Source organism: Allomuricauda sp. XS_ASV26, assembly GCF_041224615.1.
Lineage (GTDB): Bacteria > Bacteroidota > Bacteroidia > Flavobacteriales > Flavobacteriaceae > Flagellimonas > Flagellimonas alginolytica.
Window position 1 is genome coordinate 680,783 of record NZ_JBGFGK010000033.1, and the last position, 15,346, is coordinate 696,128.

Genomic DNA, 15,346 nt, shown 5'->3' on the forward strand with positions numbered 1-15,346 from the left:
AAGCATATGAGCTAAACTTTACATATAATGAATCAATAAGGATAGAGAACAGTTATGATTTAATAGTATTTTAATATCAAACGTCTATGATTAGAGATCTACTTTTTGTAATTTTAGTAATCCGAAAAACCTTTAAAAAACAATATCATCATGAGTAAAGAAATGGCTAATGGGGCAGATGCAAGTCAATGTCCTTTTTTAAGTGAAGTTGCCGGTGGAGGTACGCAGAATGAAGATTGGTGGCCTAATCGATTAAGGTTGGAACTTTTGAGCCAACACTCGGAAAAATCGAACCCACATGGAAAAGATTTTAATTACGCCGAAGAATTTAAGAAGCTGGACTATTCAGCTCTCAAAAAAGATCTAAAAGATCTTATGACCGATTCACAGGATTGGTGGCCTGCCGACTTTGGCAGTTATGCCGGTTTGTTTATTCGAATGGCATGGCATAGTGCCGGAACCTATAGAGTGCAAGATGGACGTGGAGGAGGAGGCCGAGGGCAACAAAGATTTGCTCCATTGAACTCCTGGCCCGACAACGTGAGTTTGGACAAGGCTCGACGCTTGTTATGGCCCATTAAACAAAAATACGGTCAGAAAATATCGTGGGCGGACCTTATGATATTAGCAGGGAACGTCGCCTTGGAATCCACAGGTTTCCGCACCTTTGGTTTTGCCGGAGGTCGAGAAGATGTATGGGAACCGGACCAAGATGTTTACTGGGGGAACGAAACTGAATGGTTGGCATTGAGTGATGCCCCGAACAGTCGCTACCAACATAATAAAGAGGAGCGAGAAATAGAAAATCCATTGGCCGCAGTACAAATGGGATTGATCTACGTAAATCCAGAAGGTCCGGATGGCAATCCCGATCCAGTAGCTGCCGCACACGACATCCGAGAGACGTTTGAGCGAATGGCAATGAACGACGAAGAGACCGTGGCATTGATTGCCGGTGGGCATACCATAGGTAAAACACACGGTAATGGTGATGGCGCAAAAGTGGATATGGATGCAGACCCAGAAGCAGCAGATTTAGCATCGCAAGGCTTTGGCTGGGAAAATAAGAACGGTTCAGGAAAAGGTCCAGACGCCTTTACTTCTGGGTTGGAAGTAATTTGGACATCTACCCCTGTACAGTGGAGCAACGATTTCTTCAAATTCTTGTTCGAGTATGATTGGGAACTGACCAAAAGCCCTGCCGGTGCTCACCAATGGGTAGCGGCAAATGCCGAGGCCATTATTCCTGATCCTTTTGGAGGCCCCAATAGAAAACCCACTATGTTGACAACGGACCTGTCCTTGCGTTTTGATCCTGCATATGAGAAGATTTCACGAAAATTCTACAACGACCCACAGGCCTTTGCCGAGGCTTATGCCCGAGCGTGGTTTAAACTGACACACCGAGATATGGGACCGGTTTCCCGATACCTTGGACCAGAAGTGCCCAAAGAAGAATTAATTTGGCAAGACCCAATTCCCGCTGTGGACTATGCTTTGGTCGATGATGCCGATGTGGCATTGTTGAAAACGAAGATATTGGATTCCGATCTCTCAGTATCCGATTTGGTCTATACGGCTTGGTCATCGGCAGCTACTTTTCGAGGAGGTGATAAACGTGGGGGAGCCAACGGCGCCCGCATCAATTTGGAACCTATGAAAAGCTGGGAAGTAAACAAAGGAACCGATAAAACCATACAGGTTTTGGAGGGAATCAAAGATGAATTCAACAAGAATGCAGGTGGCGGAAAAAAAATCTCACTTGCAGATATGATCGTCTTGGGGGGTAGTGCCGCTATAGAAAAAGCAGCCGAGGACGCTGGTGTTTCTACCAAAGTACCGTTTACTCCAGGTCGTAACGATGCAAAACAAGAGCAGACCGAAATAGAATCAGTGGACTTTTTGAACACGCCTTATGATGGATTTAGAAACTATGTGGTGGATGGGGTTAAAGTTCCCGCAGAACATTTATTGGTGGACAAAGCTCAATTGTTGACACTTACCGTACCGGAAATGACCGCCCTTGTTGGAGGTTTGCGCGTACTTGGAGCCAATTTTGATGGGTCGAGACACGGGGTTTTTACCGAGAATATTGGAGTGTTGAGCAACGATTTCTTTGTGAATCTTCTCGATATGTCTACGGAATGGAAAGCTGCCAACGAAGAAAAATCATTATACGAGGGCGTTGACCGAAAAACCGGTGAGTTTAAATGGTCGGGTACCCGTGTGGATTTGGTATTTGGATCAAACTCCATTTTACGAGCAATAGCAGAGGTTTATGCCGAGTCCGGGTCAAAAACAAAATTCATAAAAGATTTTGTGGCTGCATGGACAAAGGTGATGAACTTAGACCGATTTGATTTGAATTAAAACATAATAAACAGAAAAAGAAAATCAATTTCAATACTGCCATGACCCATACGGTTGTGGCAGTTTTTTTATAACTTTCAGCATGACTAAAAATAGGAAGGAAGAACTCTTCAACCATATAAGAAATGGAAATCTCCAAGGAGTGGAAGGCCTATTGCAGACCGATCCAGTACTCTTGGAAACACAAGATCAACGTGGATCAACACCATTGCTTTTGGCTGCGTATTATGGACATAGCGATATTGTTCGGTCCTTGCTGAACAAAGGGGCCAAAGTCGATGCTTTGGACGGTTCCGGAAACACCGCTCTAATGGGAGTTTGCTTTAAAGGATATACAGGTATTGCAGAAACTCTGATCAATGCAGGGGCCAGTGTAAATGTAAAGAATGCGATGGGAGCTACCTGCCTAATTTATGCGGTTACCTTTAACCGGAAAGATATGGCGGAACTATTGCTTAAAAATGGCGCAGATGTCACAGTAAAGGATGCAAGGGGTAAAACAGCCATGGATCATGTGTTGGAACAAGGCATCACCGAAATGCAGAAACTCCTAAAAAAATATTAGATGTATCCCACATTGAACCTCGCATTGATCCAAACCTATCTGCATTGGGAAAAACCCGAAGCCAATAGAAAAATGTTCGAGGATAAAATAGCAGGTATTTCGCATGATGTGGATTTGATCGTACTGCCAGAAATGTTCACTACCGGGTTTACCATGAATCCGGATGTCATAGCAAAGGAAGAAAGCGAAATTACTGTACAATGGATGCATACTATTGCTCAAAACAATAATGCGGCGGTTATGGGAAGCATTGTGTATCGGGAAGAAGATGCATTTTACAACCGTTTGTTCTTTGTTTCCCCAGATCAGGAAATGTACACCTATAATAAAAGGCACACATTTACCTTGGCGGGAGAAAATGAGGTTTATAAAGCGGGAAACCAAAAATTGATATTTGAGTACAAAGGATTTAAAATATGTCCTATGATATGTTATGATCTTCGGTTTCCTGTTTGGGCAAGGAACACCGAAAACTACGATATACTCATTTATGTTGCAAACTGGCCAAAAAAAAGAATTAATGCCTGGGATACACTTTTAAAGGCAAGAGCCATAGAGAATATGTCCTATAGTATCGGGGTCAATCGGAGCGGAATCGATGAGTTGGGTTTTGAATATCCTGGACATTCGGCAATTTATAACGTACTCGGCGAACCGTTGGTATTCTCGAGAAATGAAGAAATTCTTTATGCCAAACTGCATAAGGAACACATTGAAAATACAAGAAATAAATTAAAATTTTTGGAAGACAGGGACACTTTTAATTTGATAAAATAAAAGTTTCTTCTTTTTCCCAATTAGCTCTGATCTCAATAGTTCCGGGATAATAACTTACCCTTTCCGGTTGGATTTTTTTAAGAAAATTCCCCGTATCCATTTTGCCATTGCCATTCTCATCCAAAATTACTCTGGCAACATAATTTCCAGGTTGCAAGTTGTTGAACTCGAAAATTTGTGATTCGCGCGCCAAAATCTCTCGCTGAATTTCTCCTTTTTCGTTGGTGAGCTGAACAATTACAGGATAGTTTACGTCTCCTCCCAGTACCATGCGCAGATTTCCATAATCGGCAAAACTACCGGTAGAAAGGTTATATGAGAGGGTGTCGTTCTGTATCCCGAAGAAATCGGTGATGGCCCCGGGCAACAATGTAAACGTATAATTTTGATTGGGTTCTGTTTTAAAATCAAAATCAATTTTGTTTTTTATGGTGTCCAAAGCGGCACTGTACGGGGCAGGAATAGAATCGCTTACATTTAGGGAGACTTGTGTGGTGTCCAGAGTAACCAAGGGCGTATTGGCCAAAATGCTAAAAGTATCCTCGAAATTAATTTTCCCGTTTACCGAAGTAGAAAGTTTTAACGAATCTATGGCGAGGTCGCGCATTTTTACCGTAAAGGTGTCGATAACCTCGACCTTGTCGTTTTTTACCAGAAAAACAATGGAATCCAACTCGGTCGGTGTCAGCCAAAAATTTAAAGTATCCTTGTCCCGCTCTTTCAAAATAGTTGTGCTCACGGAATCGGGAAGAGCAGTAATAGTACTGATGTCCATATCCGTTTGATTGCCTTGATACCCGAATATTATTTTGTTCTTGGCCACCAAACTGGGTACCGAAGCTTTATAATTTAATTCTTCCTTGAATAGGTTTAGCAAATAGATTGAATCGGTCGGAATAGTAATGGTATCCTCGATAAACCCAATTTTGTCCTGGGCCTGATCGAACATATTGTTCTTGTTTACATCTTTTAAACCAAAAAGGGCATATTTTCCGGCCTTTAGGTTTCTTAATTCAAAGAGCGGCAAACTATCACCGGTGTTGGTAATGTACAAAGGAGGTTCTTTGTAAATAGTGGAATCGGTATAGGTACTGTCCATTTCGTAGAGGACAACACTGATAAATTCATCGGCTTTTCTGTTTACGGCATCTTTTACCGCTCCGGATAAGGTCAAGGAATCAATATAGTCCCCTGTAGAGAATACGTAGCTCAAAAAACTATTGGGGTTTCCTTCGTTATTGTCTTGGATACTTTGCCCAAAATTGATGGTGTACGTCGTATTTTCACGAAGTGTATCCTTTATGGTAACCTCTATAAACTTGCTGGGGGTGCCTTGGGGCTTTATCTCCGCAGCATGTTTAAATGGAGGAGATACCACTAATTGATTCTGTACATCTTGAAGCTTGATCAATTCATCAAAATAAAGTCGAATTTTCTTTTCCTTGAAATTAGTGCTAAAATTCTCTGGTTCCGTACGGGTAAGTTTAGGTGGGGTTACATCTTTTGGACCGCCGCTCGGAGAACCACGTTTGGCACATTGCCAAAGTGCCAAGGTCATAAAAGCAAAGAAAAGGAGTCCGAACAGTTTTTTTAAGTGCACCATGCCTAAAATAATGTGCAACAAAGAAACAACTTATTTAAAAACTGGTGTGTCACATTAATAAATTTTAACCCTCAGGAACAACAGCAATACTCAATACCGAAATTTCCATACCCGGTTGTTGGAGAAGAGTTTGGGCACAGGATTCTATTGTGGCCCCTGTAGTGATCACATCGTCGACCAGCAATATTTTTTTATAGGTGTACTTTTTGGACGAATCTAGGCGAAAGGCATCTTTGGAACTTTCCCAGCGCCACTGCCTACCTTTTTTGGTCTGTGTTTTTGTGTTTTTTACCTTGATCAGCCAATCATCGCAGTAAACAACACCAAGTCGTTCTGCAATTGTTCGGGCAAATAGCGCAACTTGGTTGTACCCGCGCTTTTTAAGTTTTTTGTTATGTAAGGGAACAGGGATCACAACCTCAATATCATCAAGTTCTTCCTGTAGCTGTAAAAGCGAGCCGCACCAATCCCCAAAAAAACCACCAATTTGTTCTTGGTTTTTATACTTGAGCCAATGCAGTAAATTTTTTATAGGTCCATTTTTTGAGAAAAATACGAACGAAGCAGCCTTTTTTATGGGAACTCTACCATAAAATATGCGGTCCACTTCATTTTCTTCCAGATAGTTATGATCGGTGAGTGGCACATCATGTCGACAAACTGCACACAAAATATGCTCTTCGGTAAATAATTGCGCATTACATCCAAAACATGCCCTTGGCAATAGGATGGTGTTAATCTCGTTTATTATCTTAGCCAACCTTTTTGGTGTCAAAACTTATATATGTTTTAGAGCAGATTGTCAACCCCATGAACTCCCAAGATAACAATTTCAATTACAAAATTATTTTTGCCGCTCTGGTAGCGGTAATCGTGGGGATTCTAATAGCCTTTTATTACAGTTACGCTCAGTCCAAGAACCAAATGATTTATTTAGAAGAAGAAAAGTCACTTTTGGTAAAGGATTTGACGTTGATGCGGGCCGAGGTGGATCGTTTGTCGGGTTTAAACGAGGTTAACGAAATCGAGCTCCAAACCTCGCGCTTTAGGGTTCAGCAACTTTTGGATTCTGTGGGACGCTTAAATTTTAGCATTACCAAATTAAAGGAAACCCGAAAAGAGCTAAGAAAGTTGGAGCTACGTTTTGACAGCCTCAAGCTCAAGAATAATTTTCTTAGGTACAACAATAGCTTGTTGGCCAGTAAGTACGACGAGACCATAAAGCAATTGGAAGAACTCCGTGGCAGGGCAAGTAGCATGCAACAAACCGAATCCCTGCTCAGGGAAACCAATAAAGAGCTAACCCGGGAACTCCGAATAAAAAGCTATTTAAAGCTGCAAGATGCAGAAGGTAGCGGATTTAGGTTAAGGGCAGGAAGACCTATCAAAACCAATAAGGCTTCCGTAATCGAAAAATTACGTGGTTGCGTTACCATTCTGAGCGATGCAAGTTCCAGAGGCGATATTAAAGTACTCTACCTTCAATTTTTGGACCCCAACATGAGGGTTGTCGAGGACAACGCGAATACCATTTCGGTAAGTGGGAATACCTATAGTAAAAAGGTGGAAATCGTATATACCGGAAAAGAGATCAGTATCTGCGATGCCATTACCGTTCCGGAAGGTTCTTTGGAAGAGGGAATTTACACACTTAATGTATTTGAGGACGAAAGATTGTTGGCTTCCACCGAATTTCAGTTGAAATAGCTTATTTCTTTTTGGGTAAAATTCTATTTTTGCCCAATGGCAAATCAAGAAGACGTTTTTAAGAAGGTAATCTCACACGCAAAGGAATATGGGTACGTATTCCAATCCAGTGAAATTTATGATGGACTTAGTGCTGTTTACGACTACGGTCAGAACGGTGCGGAGCTAAAAAAGAATATTCGCGAATATTGGTGGAAAGCCATGGTGCAGCTCAATGAGAACATTGTGGGCATCGATGCTGCCATATTTATGCACCCTACCACTTGGAAAGCCTCGGGCCACGTGGATGCCTTCAACGATCCGTTGATTGATAATAAAGATTCCAAAAAAAGATATCGTGCCGATGTCCTTATCGAGGACTATGTCGCCAAAATAGAGGCCAAGATCGAGAAAGAAGTGACCAAGGCCGCCAAACGATTTGGCGATAGCTTTGACAAAGAACAATTCCTTGCCACCAACAATCGAGTTTTGGGCTATCAAGAAAAAGCCGATTCCATTTTAAAAAGAATGGGTCAGTCTTTGGAAAAGGAAGATTTAGCCGATGTAAAAGCACTGATCGAAGAGCTCGAAATTGCCTGTCCATTGTCCGGATCTAAAAATTGGACGGATGTAAAGCAGTTCAATTTGATGTTCGGAACCAAGTTGGGCGCTTCTGCCGATAGCGCGATGGATCTGTACCTTCGTCCAGAAACTGCACAAGGAATCTTTGTCAATTTTTTGAACGTACAGAAAACTGGAAGAATGAAAATCCCGTTCGGGATAGCCCAAACAGGAAAAGCTTTCCGTAACGAGATCGTAGCGCGTCAGTTTATTTTCCGGATGAGGGAATTCGAACAGATGGAAATGCAGTTCTTTATAAAACCGGGCACCCAAATGGAGTGGTACGAAGCTTGGAAGGAAAAACGCATGAAATGGCACCTCTCCCTAGGCATGGGAGAAGACAATTATCGTTTCCACGACCACGAAAAATTGGCACACTACGCAGATGCCGCGGCCGATATCGAGTTCAAGTTCCCATTCGGATTCAAGGAATTGGAGGGAATCCATTCCCGTACCGATTTTGATCTGGGGAAACATGAAGAATATTCAGGTAAAAAACTACAATATTTCGACCACGAAGAAAACCAGAGCTACACTCCATATGTGTTGGAAACTTCCATAGGGTTGGATCGTATGTTCTTGGCGGTGTTCTCCAACTCCTTGCAAGAGGAGGAATTGGAAAACGGGTCCACACGTACGGTACTTAAAATTCCGGCCGTTCTGGCCCCGAACAAGGTCGCCGTACTCCCATTATTGAAAAGGGATGGACTTCCCGAAGTCGCCCAGAAATTGGTGGACGAATTGAAATGGGACTTCAATGTGGATTATGACGAAAAGGATGCCGTAGGCCGTCGCTACCGTCGCCAAGACGCGGCAGGAACACCGTTTTGTGTTACCGTTGATCATCAAACATTGGAAGATGATACGGTAACCATTAGGCATAGGGACACCATGGAGCAAAACCGTGTAAAACTTTCGGAGGTGAAAGAAATCATTTCCAAAGAGGTGGATATGCGTTATTGGTTGCAAAAGATTTAAGATCTAGAACAATCCGGTAATTTCACCATCATCGTTAATATCCATTCCTTCGGAAGCTGGATGAGCGGGTAAACCGGGCATTCGCATAATATTTCCGGTAATCGGGATCAAGAAACCTGCACCAACGGCAATTTCTATTTCCCGCACCGTGATGATAAAGTCTTTTGGTCTGCCCAATAGTTTGGGATTATCCGATAAAGATTTTTGGGTTTTTGCAATGCAAACGGGTAGCCGATCCAATCCAAGATCAGAAATTTTTCTGAGGTCGGCTTTGGCTTTGGCCGTGTAATCCACATACTCGGCACCGTAAATTTCGGTGGCAATGGTCGCGATTTTATCTTTTACACTGGATTTCCAATTATATAATGGTGCAAAATTAGAATCGTTGGACTCTACAATATCGATTACTGCTTTGGCCAACTCTTCTGCACCTTCACCGCCTTTGGCCCAAACATTCGCAACGGCTACGCGGATTCCTTTGGAATTGGCCAATTCTTTGATCACGGCAATCTCCTCATCTGTGTCGGATACAAACTTATTTATGGATATAACAGGGATTACCTTGAACTTGGCTATGTTCTCCAAGTGTTTTTCCAAATTCGGAAGTCCTTTTTTTAAAGCTTCCACATTGGGTTCTGTCAAGGTTTTTAAATCTGCTCCCCCATGATATTTTAGCGCGCGAATAGTTGTAGTGAGCACTACGGCTTTTGGTGTTAAGCCGGCACTCTGGCATTTAATATCGAAGAATTTTTCGGCACCAAGGTCAAAACCAAATCCAGCTTCGGTTACCGTGTAATCGGAATGCGACATGCCCATTAAAGTGGCGATTACAGAATTGGTGCCTTGAGCAATGTTCGCAAAAGGCCCACCGTGAATAATGGCGGGATTTCCCTCTATGGTCTGAACCAAGTTGGGTTTTATGGCATCTTTTAATAAAGCAGCCATGGCGCCTTCTGCCTTCAAATCTTTGGCGTAGATCGGTTTTTTGTCGAAGGTGTAGCCCACAAAAATATTGCCCAAGCGTTTTTTTAGGTCGCTAAGGCTTTCGGCCAAGCAGAGTATGGCCATAATTTCGGAAGCGGCGGTAATATCAAAACCTGTTTCGCGGGGTACACCAGAAGTTGTACCGCCCAAGCCTACAATAATGTGCCGGAGGGAACGATCGTTCATGTCCATAACCCTTTTCCAACCTATGGTCCTGGGATCCAATCGTACAGAGTTGGTCTTGCTTTGAATATTGTTGTCGATAACTGCCGATAATAGATTGTGCGCTTTTTCAATGGCTGCAAAATCACCGGTAAAATGTAGGTTGATGTCCTCCATGGGTAAAACTTGGGAATAACCGCCCCCAGTTGCGCCTCCTTTTATGCCAAAAACAGGACCTAAAGAAGGCTCCCGTAGAACCACGGTCGTTTTTTTGCCCAAGCGGTTCAAGCCTTCGGAAAGCCCAATGGACATAGTGGTTTTTCCCTCGCCCGCAGGGGTCGGGGAAATGGCCGAAACCAAAATAAGGTTACTGTTTTGGGCTTTGGTCCTATTAATGGCCTTTAGCGGTAGTTTGGCCTTGTATTTCCCGAACATTTCAATTTCATCGGAATCGATTCCAAATTTTTCGGCAATGGTGGAAATGTGTTTTAAAGAAACACCTTTGGCAATTTGTAAGTCGGACATAATTAATGGGTTAAGCGCAAACGAATCGTGTGCGATTTGCCTGCAAATCACATACAATATACTATAATTGATGCAGTAAAACTATGATGGAGTTTGATAGCTCTGTGAACCTTATTCCACGCGTCGTCCTTGGGTGGTGAAAGATAGCCCTTGTTGTCCGGATGTGGATATCATCACTCCCTCAAAATAGGGTTCGTGGGCATTGGGTTTTATGGACCATTGAAAAAGGAAATTGGCACCGGTTCCGCCCGATTGGTCTTTCTCATCAATCACGATCTCTACGGTTTCCATGGGCTTTATATAGATGGGCTCATCAAAATACGTTCGGATAGGATTGCCCTTGGTATCAAAATATTCTGCTTTTTTGATGTAAATGGTGTCCTGTAGGTTTGTGTTCCGCATGCTTATAGTGCTCGTAAGGTTGTGAGTGCGATGCTCTGTTTCGCTATAGATTTGGGAATACACGGAGAGGTAGGAAGTTCCGTTCAATAAAGAATCTTTAGCGGATATAGAAGCAATACGGTTGTTCCAATTAACGGGGTCGATTGAGCTCACGTCTTTTTTTGCCTGCTCGTTGCAAGAAAAAAATAGAAGCAATAGTAAAAACGGAACAAGTTTCCTCATTATTTAATTGCAGATTGGAAAACTAAGATAAGGATTCTATACTATTTGTTGTTGCCTTCATCCTTTTTAGTCTAACTGAATTTTGTTGTTGGGATTAATTCCAATGATCTTTTTATGTATTCTTGATCGGTATCCAGAAATCTTCTTCGGAATCTGGATGTTCTCCTTTGTATTTACTCCCCATTACTGCAAAGTGGGGTCTACGATCGATAGTGAATCCAGAAGTTGGGAACCACTCGCCATAAATGCACTTGAATGTTTCCATGACTTCACTTGGTTTTCCTCTGTAGTGAAACACAGCGTATTCTCCCGAAGGGATGGTTAGCACATCCATGCCTTCCGGGATTTCATCAAAATCCGATACGGCAACGGCCGCCCACTTTTCAAACTCCATAGTTGGGTCAAAATGCTGAAAGTATTCCGGACCTGGATAGATTTCTACGGAATATAAATTTGGATTTGCCAGATTTTTAATTTCCTTTTTTCTTGGGGAGAAGCTTTGCCAAAGTTCCCTGGTCTTATCGCTGACCAAAGATGTTGTCGTTTTTTGGCCAATCAAAAATGTGGTCGGCAAGGTTACGATTCTAGGTGTCATGCATCAAATATTAAAAAACATAGTTTAATTGTATCCCTCCAAATAAATTCCGACCATTTCCCGGGTAAAAGTATCTTGGTTGCGACCCGCCAAAACCAGTCGCATTGATCAGTATGGATTGAGCATAATTGGTGTCAAAAATATTGTTGACTCCTGCGTTCAGTCCCAAACTGATGTTCTGTGAAAGTGAAGTGCGGAATCCCAACTTCATATGGAATACGTTAAAGGAATCGCTTTTGATCGTATTGGCATCCGTTAAAGGAATTTCGTCTACAAACTGATGGGTAAGATGGAGCAGCAATCCATTGGAATGGCGAAAATCGATACCCGAACTTAAGCGATTTTTACGGACTCCCGTGAGCGGATTTCCAGAATAATCGTTGTCGTTGTCCACAAAATCCAAAAAACTATGATCGTTCAAAGTATAGCTGAGATAAGGAGAAAAGGTGAGGGACCGAGACAGTTTGCCTTGATACTGCAGGTCCAGTTCCAACCCTTGATGGCGGGTCTCTCCCGCATTTCTGCCAATATATTGGTCTTCACCAACACGTTGGGCCACCAAAAGGTTTTTTACGTTCATTCGATACAGGACAATGTTGGCCGTAAGTCTCTTTTCAAACAGCGACCACTCACTTCCCAACTCATAATTTATACCTGTTTCTTGTGCAATATCCGGGTTGATGACGCCTTCGGGAGTCAATGTTTCTTCCAAACTGGGATTGGAAAAACCCCGACTAATGTTCGCATAGATCTTTCCATTTTTTAATTGGTAGTTGAGTCCAAGGTTTGGAAGTAAAATAGCATCAAAATCACGCTCTGCCGATGCGTTTTCCGCTCCTTGGTTGAACAAATCCCTATAGTTGTAATGGGTTTTGTTCAAGTTGAGACCGGCCTGTACCAAAAATGCAGAGGTAATGGGATAGGTAAGCGTTCCAAAAAGGTTGAATTGTCGACGGAATTCTATATTGTCATTAAGTTGAGTTCCCTGTAAACTGCCATTGCCATTGTTTTCCTCATATAAATTTTGATACGTGCCCCAGTGGTATTCATCTTTATAGAATTCACTTCCAAAAGTAAATTGAACCTTGCCAAGATCGCCTTCAAAAACGGTTCTAAAACCAAACCCATTGGTGAATTCGTCCAAAATATTGAATGGCCTTGGTTCGTAATTGTCCAAATAGGAATAAAAAATACTGGTTGTGTTCTGAAGCTGCTGTGAAAACCGATGCGTGTAAGATAGGCCGGTAAGTATATATTTGTTAGCTTCATATCCTTTTGCGGCCAGCCAGTTTGATGCAGCACGGGTAGGGTCCTCATCAAAATCCGTTTGGTTAATGGAGCTTGGAATATGGGCCGTGTAATCAATATAGTTCATTAAAAAGGACAAACTACTGTTTCTTCCCGTTCGGAATTGTGTGTTCAGCAAAAATCCATCACGCTCAAATTCATTGTTCTGGCGAAACCCATCGGTTTCCAAATGATTATAGCTTAAACTTAGTTTAAGACCATCTTCTGCATGCGAAAATGTTAGGTTGTCCTTTACCATGTTATACGAGCCGACCGAAAACGTATTGGTCAATTGCGTCTTATTTTCAATGGACGCTTTGGTGTCCAAAATAAAAGCTCCGCCAAGATTGGAGCCATGCGCAGTGCCTTTAGGTCCTTTTATGATCTCTATGGCACCCAGGTTTTCAAAGTCGAAAGCTTCAATGGTAGAAGAGCCGGTACCATTGGTTACAGGGATTCCATTAAAGTACATGCGTAGTTTATTGGTTCCGTATGGTGTCCTTGCTCCAATGCCTCGAACTGTTATGCGGTTGGTGTTGATGGCTCCCGATAAAATATAAACGCCCGAAATCTGATTGATAGCAGAAGGGATGTCCGTGGGGTTGAAACGCTCAAAGGTTTGACCGTCAATTTTTGAAGAAGGAGTGATTCCCGTGGCTTTTTTTGGAACGGCGTTCTGGACTAGAATAATTTCATCCAATTGGGTTATGGAGTCTTTTGGAGAAATCTGGCCCAGTAAAAGTAAGGGCAGTGATACACATAATAGGGAAACAAAGACTCTCATTGGAAACAAATGTTGGTAGAGGTTATTTTTTTAGTTTGATGGTTTTGCCCGTTTTTGCACTTTTGCGTGCAGCATCCAATATTTCCACTACGGTCATATTGTTTTCGAGCGCGTTTAGATCATTTGGGTTTAACTCAACGGAACCGCGCACCACAGCAGCTAAAAGTGAAAATGGGTCGTTGTAGGGATATGGTCTTTCTTCTAAAATTGAGATTTCTTCTTGGTAGCCATCATAACCTTCTGCAGTTCTTACCCGAAGTGTATTTCTGTTATCTGCATAAATAGCACCTGTTAAGCCATAAAGTTCCATATCCTTTCTGCCTATGGGCCAATTCCAAGAAGGTTGTAATACCGCTTGGCAGCCGTCATAAGTAAGAATTATAACGGCATCATCATCTACTTTGGGATTGTTTTCCGCCTGTAATTGTTGGGTAACAGCGGTAACGGTATTTGGTTTTTTGCCTTGTAATAGCCACGTCATAAGATTTGCCCCGTAACAGCCAAAATCGGTGAGGGCACCACCGCCATTGAGCACGGGATCTTGGAGCCACTCCAGAAATTCTTCGTTAATCCCAATTTTCACGGGTCCGCGATGACCATCCCGGACAACGACCTTTTTAAGGTCGCCAATTTTGCCATTGTCCAAGAGGGTTTTTGCTTTATGGTTGGTCGGGTACCAAGTGGTTTCGTAATTGGTGAGCAGATGTATACGGTGTTCTTGTGCAAGCGCTTTCATTTTTTTGGCATGTCGCATATTTACCGCCAATGGTTTTTCTACCATAACATGGATTCCTTTTGGTGCACAGGTCTGAACTACTTCCAAATGATTGAATATGTTGCCAAATGCGGTTACTGCCTGTGGTTGGGTAGCGGCAATCATTTCTTCTAGGCTGTTGTAGACCAAATCCATGGAAAACCCGTGTTGATCGGCATATTGTTGGGCAAGCTTACGATTTGGTTCCGCAATGCCCACAATTTTGATGTCGCCAATGGCATCACGGCCCAAAATCGAGTGAACATGGGTATGCGTGAGGCCTGCGATACCAATTTTAAGCGGTTCGGGCTGACTGAACAATTGTACGATTGCAAGGAAGAAACATAATATAAAAAATGAGGCTGATCTTACCATAAGAATAACAGAATTATTAGAGTTGTAAAAATAGGGACTAATGATCAAGTTCTTTCAATATGGTGTCGGTATCCTTTATCGTTGCGAACTCATCTTTAAGGTTGGCCAGTTCTGCGTGGAAAATAACATCAGCAGCGTATGTGTTGCCATCGTGTCCTATTTTATCGAAGGCAGCGGTCGCATCGGAAACCAAAATAACGGTAAAACCTAAATTCGACGCCATCCTTACCGAGGTGGAAATGCAATGTTCTATCGTTAGACCCGCTATCACTAAATTAGTGATGTGCTCTGTTTTTAATCGAGCCTCCAGTTCAGTGCCAATAAAAGCACTGTTCACCGTTTTCTCAAAAATCGGTTCATTGATCATAGGTTCCACGGCCGGATGAAAAGAGTTACTTACTTTACCTGGGTGCAAAGGGGAACCAAGGTCGGTGGAATTATGTTTTACATGAAAGATGGGCCATTGTTTTTTCCTGAAGAACGTTAATAACCTTCCGCAATTTTCCTCGGCATCCATATTGTTTCTTTCTGTGCCGTAAAACCCGATTTCTTGTAGTCCGCGTTGGACATCGATTAGAACAAGAGCTGTCATGAGGAAACTTTTTGGCTTAAAAGTAAACGAAAAGATCAAAAAAAGGGACATCAATTCATTCCAT

Annotated in this window: 13 protein-coding genes; 5 read left to right on the plus strand and 8 right to left on the minus strand. The window is 42.4% G+C overall.

Annotation, left to right across the window (positions count from 1 at the left end):
- The first annotated feature begins 150 nt into the window (after window positions 1-150).
- From katG to AB9K32_RS15185, 3 genes are all read left to right on the plus strand, one after another.
- Window positions 151-2,370, plus strand: coding sequence for a catalase/peroxidase HPI (katG, locus tag AB9K32_RS15175; RefSeq protein WP_369885657.1), 2,220 nt, complete (start codon window positions 151-153; stop codon window positions 2,368-2,370).
- An 82-nt stretch (window positions 2,371-2,452) separates the two neighbouring features.
- Window positions 2,453-2,935 carry an ankyrin repeat domain-containing protein gene (locus AB9K32_RS15180; RefSeq protein WP_338197098.1) on the plus strand — a complete coding sequence of 161 codons (483 nt, stop codon included), beginning with the start codon at window positions 2,453-2,455 and terminating at the stop codon, window positions 2,933-2,935.
- Window positions 2,936-3,712, plus strand: coding sequence for a nitrilase family protein (locus tag AB9K32_RS15185; RefSeq protein WP_338197095.1), 777 nt, complete (start codon window positions 2,936-2,938; stop codon window positions 3,710-3,712).
- Here AB9K32_RS15185 and AB9K32_RS15190 read toward each other — a convergent pair.
- Together AB9K32_RS15190 and AB9K32_RS15195 are read right to left on the minus strand one after the other, a co-directional pair.
- Window positions 3,696-5,333, minus strand: a complete 1,638-nt coding sequence (locus tag AB9K32_RS15190) for an Ig-like domain-containing protein (protein WP_338197092.1) — start codon at window positions 5,331-5,333, stop codon at window positions 3,696-3,698. The genes AB9K32_RS15185 and AB9K32_RS15190 overlap by 17 nt on opposite strands.
- A gap of 46 nt (window positions 5,334-5,379) precedes the next feature.
- On the minus strand, window positions 5,380-6,075 hold the full coding sequence (locus AB9K32_RS15195; protein ID WP_224836189.1) for a ComF family protein: 696 nt from the start codon (window positions 6,073-6,075) through the stop codon (window positions 5,380-5,382).
- 8 nt (window positions 6,076-6,083) lie between these two features.
- On the opposite strand from AB9K32_RS15195, the gene AB9K32_RS15200 reads away from it, so the two are divergent.
- Both AB9K32_RS15200 and AB9K32_RS15205 read left to right on the plus strand, forming a co-directional pair.
- Window positions 6,084-7,022, plus strand: coding sequence for a hypothetical protein (locus tag AB9K32_RS15200; RefSeq protein WP_313777769.1), 939 nt, complete (start codon window positions 6,084-6,086; stop codon window positions 7,020-7,022).
- A 36-nt stretch (window positions 7,023-7,058) separates the two neighbouring features.
- Window positions 7,059-8,600, plus strand: coding sequence for a glycine--tRNA ligase (locus tag AB9K32_RS15205; RefSeq protein ID WP_224836190.1), 1,542 nt, complete (start codon window positions 7,059-7,061; stop codon window positions 8,598-8,600).
- 3 nt (window positions 8,601-8,603) lie between these two features.
- Here AB9K32_RS15205 and AB9K32_RS15210 read toward each other — a convergent pair whose 3' ends face one another.
- From AB9K32_RS15210 to AB9K32_RS15235, 6 genes are all read right to left on the minus strand, one after another.
- Window positions 8,604-10,271: a formate--tetrahydrofolate ligase gene (locus tag AB9K32_RS15210; RefSeq protein ID WP_369885659.1), complete on the minus strand. Its 1,668-nt coding sequence runs from the start codon at window positions 10,269-10,271 to the stop codon at window positions 8,604-8,606.
- 111 nt (window positions 10,272-10,382) lie between these two features.
- On the minus strand, window positions 10,383-10,895 hold the full coding sequence (locus AB9K32_RS15215; protein ID WP_224836192.1) for a DUF3124 domain-containing protein: 513 nt from the start codon (window positions 10,893-10,895) through the stop codon (window positions 10,383-10,385).
- A 112-nt stretch (window positions 10,896-11,007) separates the two neighbouring features.
- Complete coding sequence (locus AB9K32_RS15220; protein ID WP_369885661.1) at window positions 11,008-11,490, minus strand: GyrI-like domain-containing protein; 483 nt, start codon at window positions 11,488-11,490, stop codon at window positions 11,008-11,010.
- A 10-nt stretch (window positions 11,491-11,500) separates the two neighbouring features.
- Entirely contained in the window at window positions 11,501-13,561 is a 2,061-nt protein-coding gene (locus AB9K32_RS15225; protein ID WP_369885662.1) for a TonB-dependent receptor family protein, read from the minus strand.
- Between the two features lie 22 nt (window positions 13,562-13,583).
- A complete protein-coding gene (locus AB9K32_RS15230) occupies window positions 13,584-14,690 on the minus strand; it encodes a Gfo/Idh/MocA family protein (RefSeq protein WP_369885663.1) in 1,107 nt (368 codons plus the stop codon).
- 37 nt (window positions 14,691-14,727) lie between these two features.
- A complete protein-coding gene (locus AB9K32_RS15235; protein ID WP_369885664.1) occupies window positions 14,728-15,282 on the minus strand; it encodes a cysteine hydrolase family protein in 555 nt (184 codons plus the stop codon).
- Window positions 15,283-15,346: the final 64 nt, after the last annotated feature.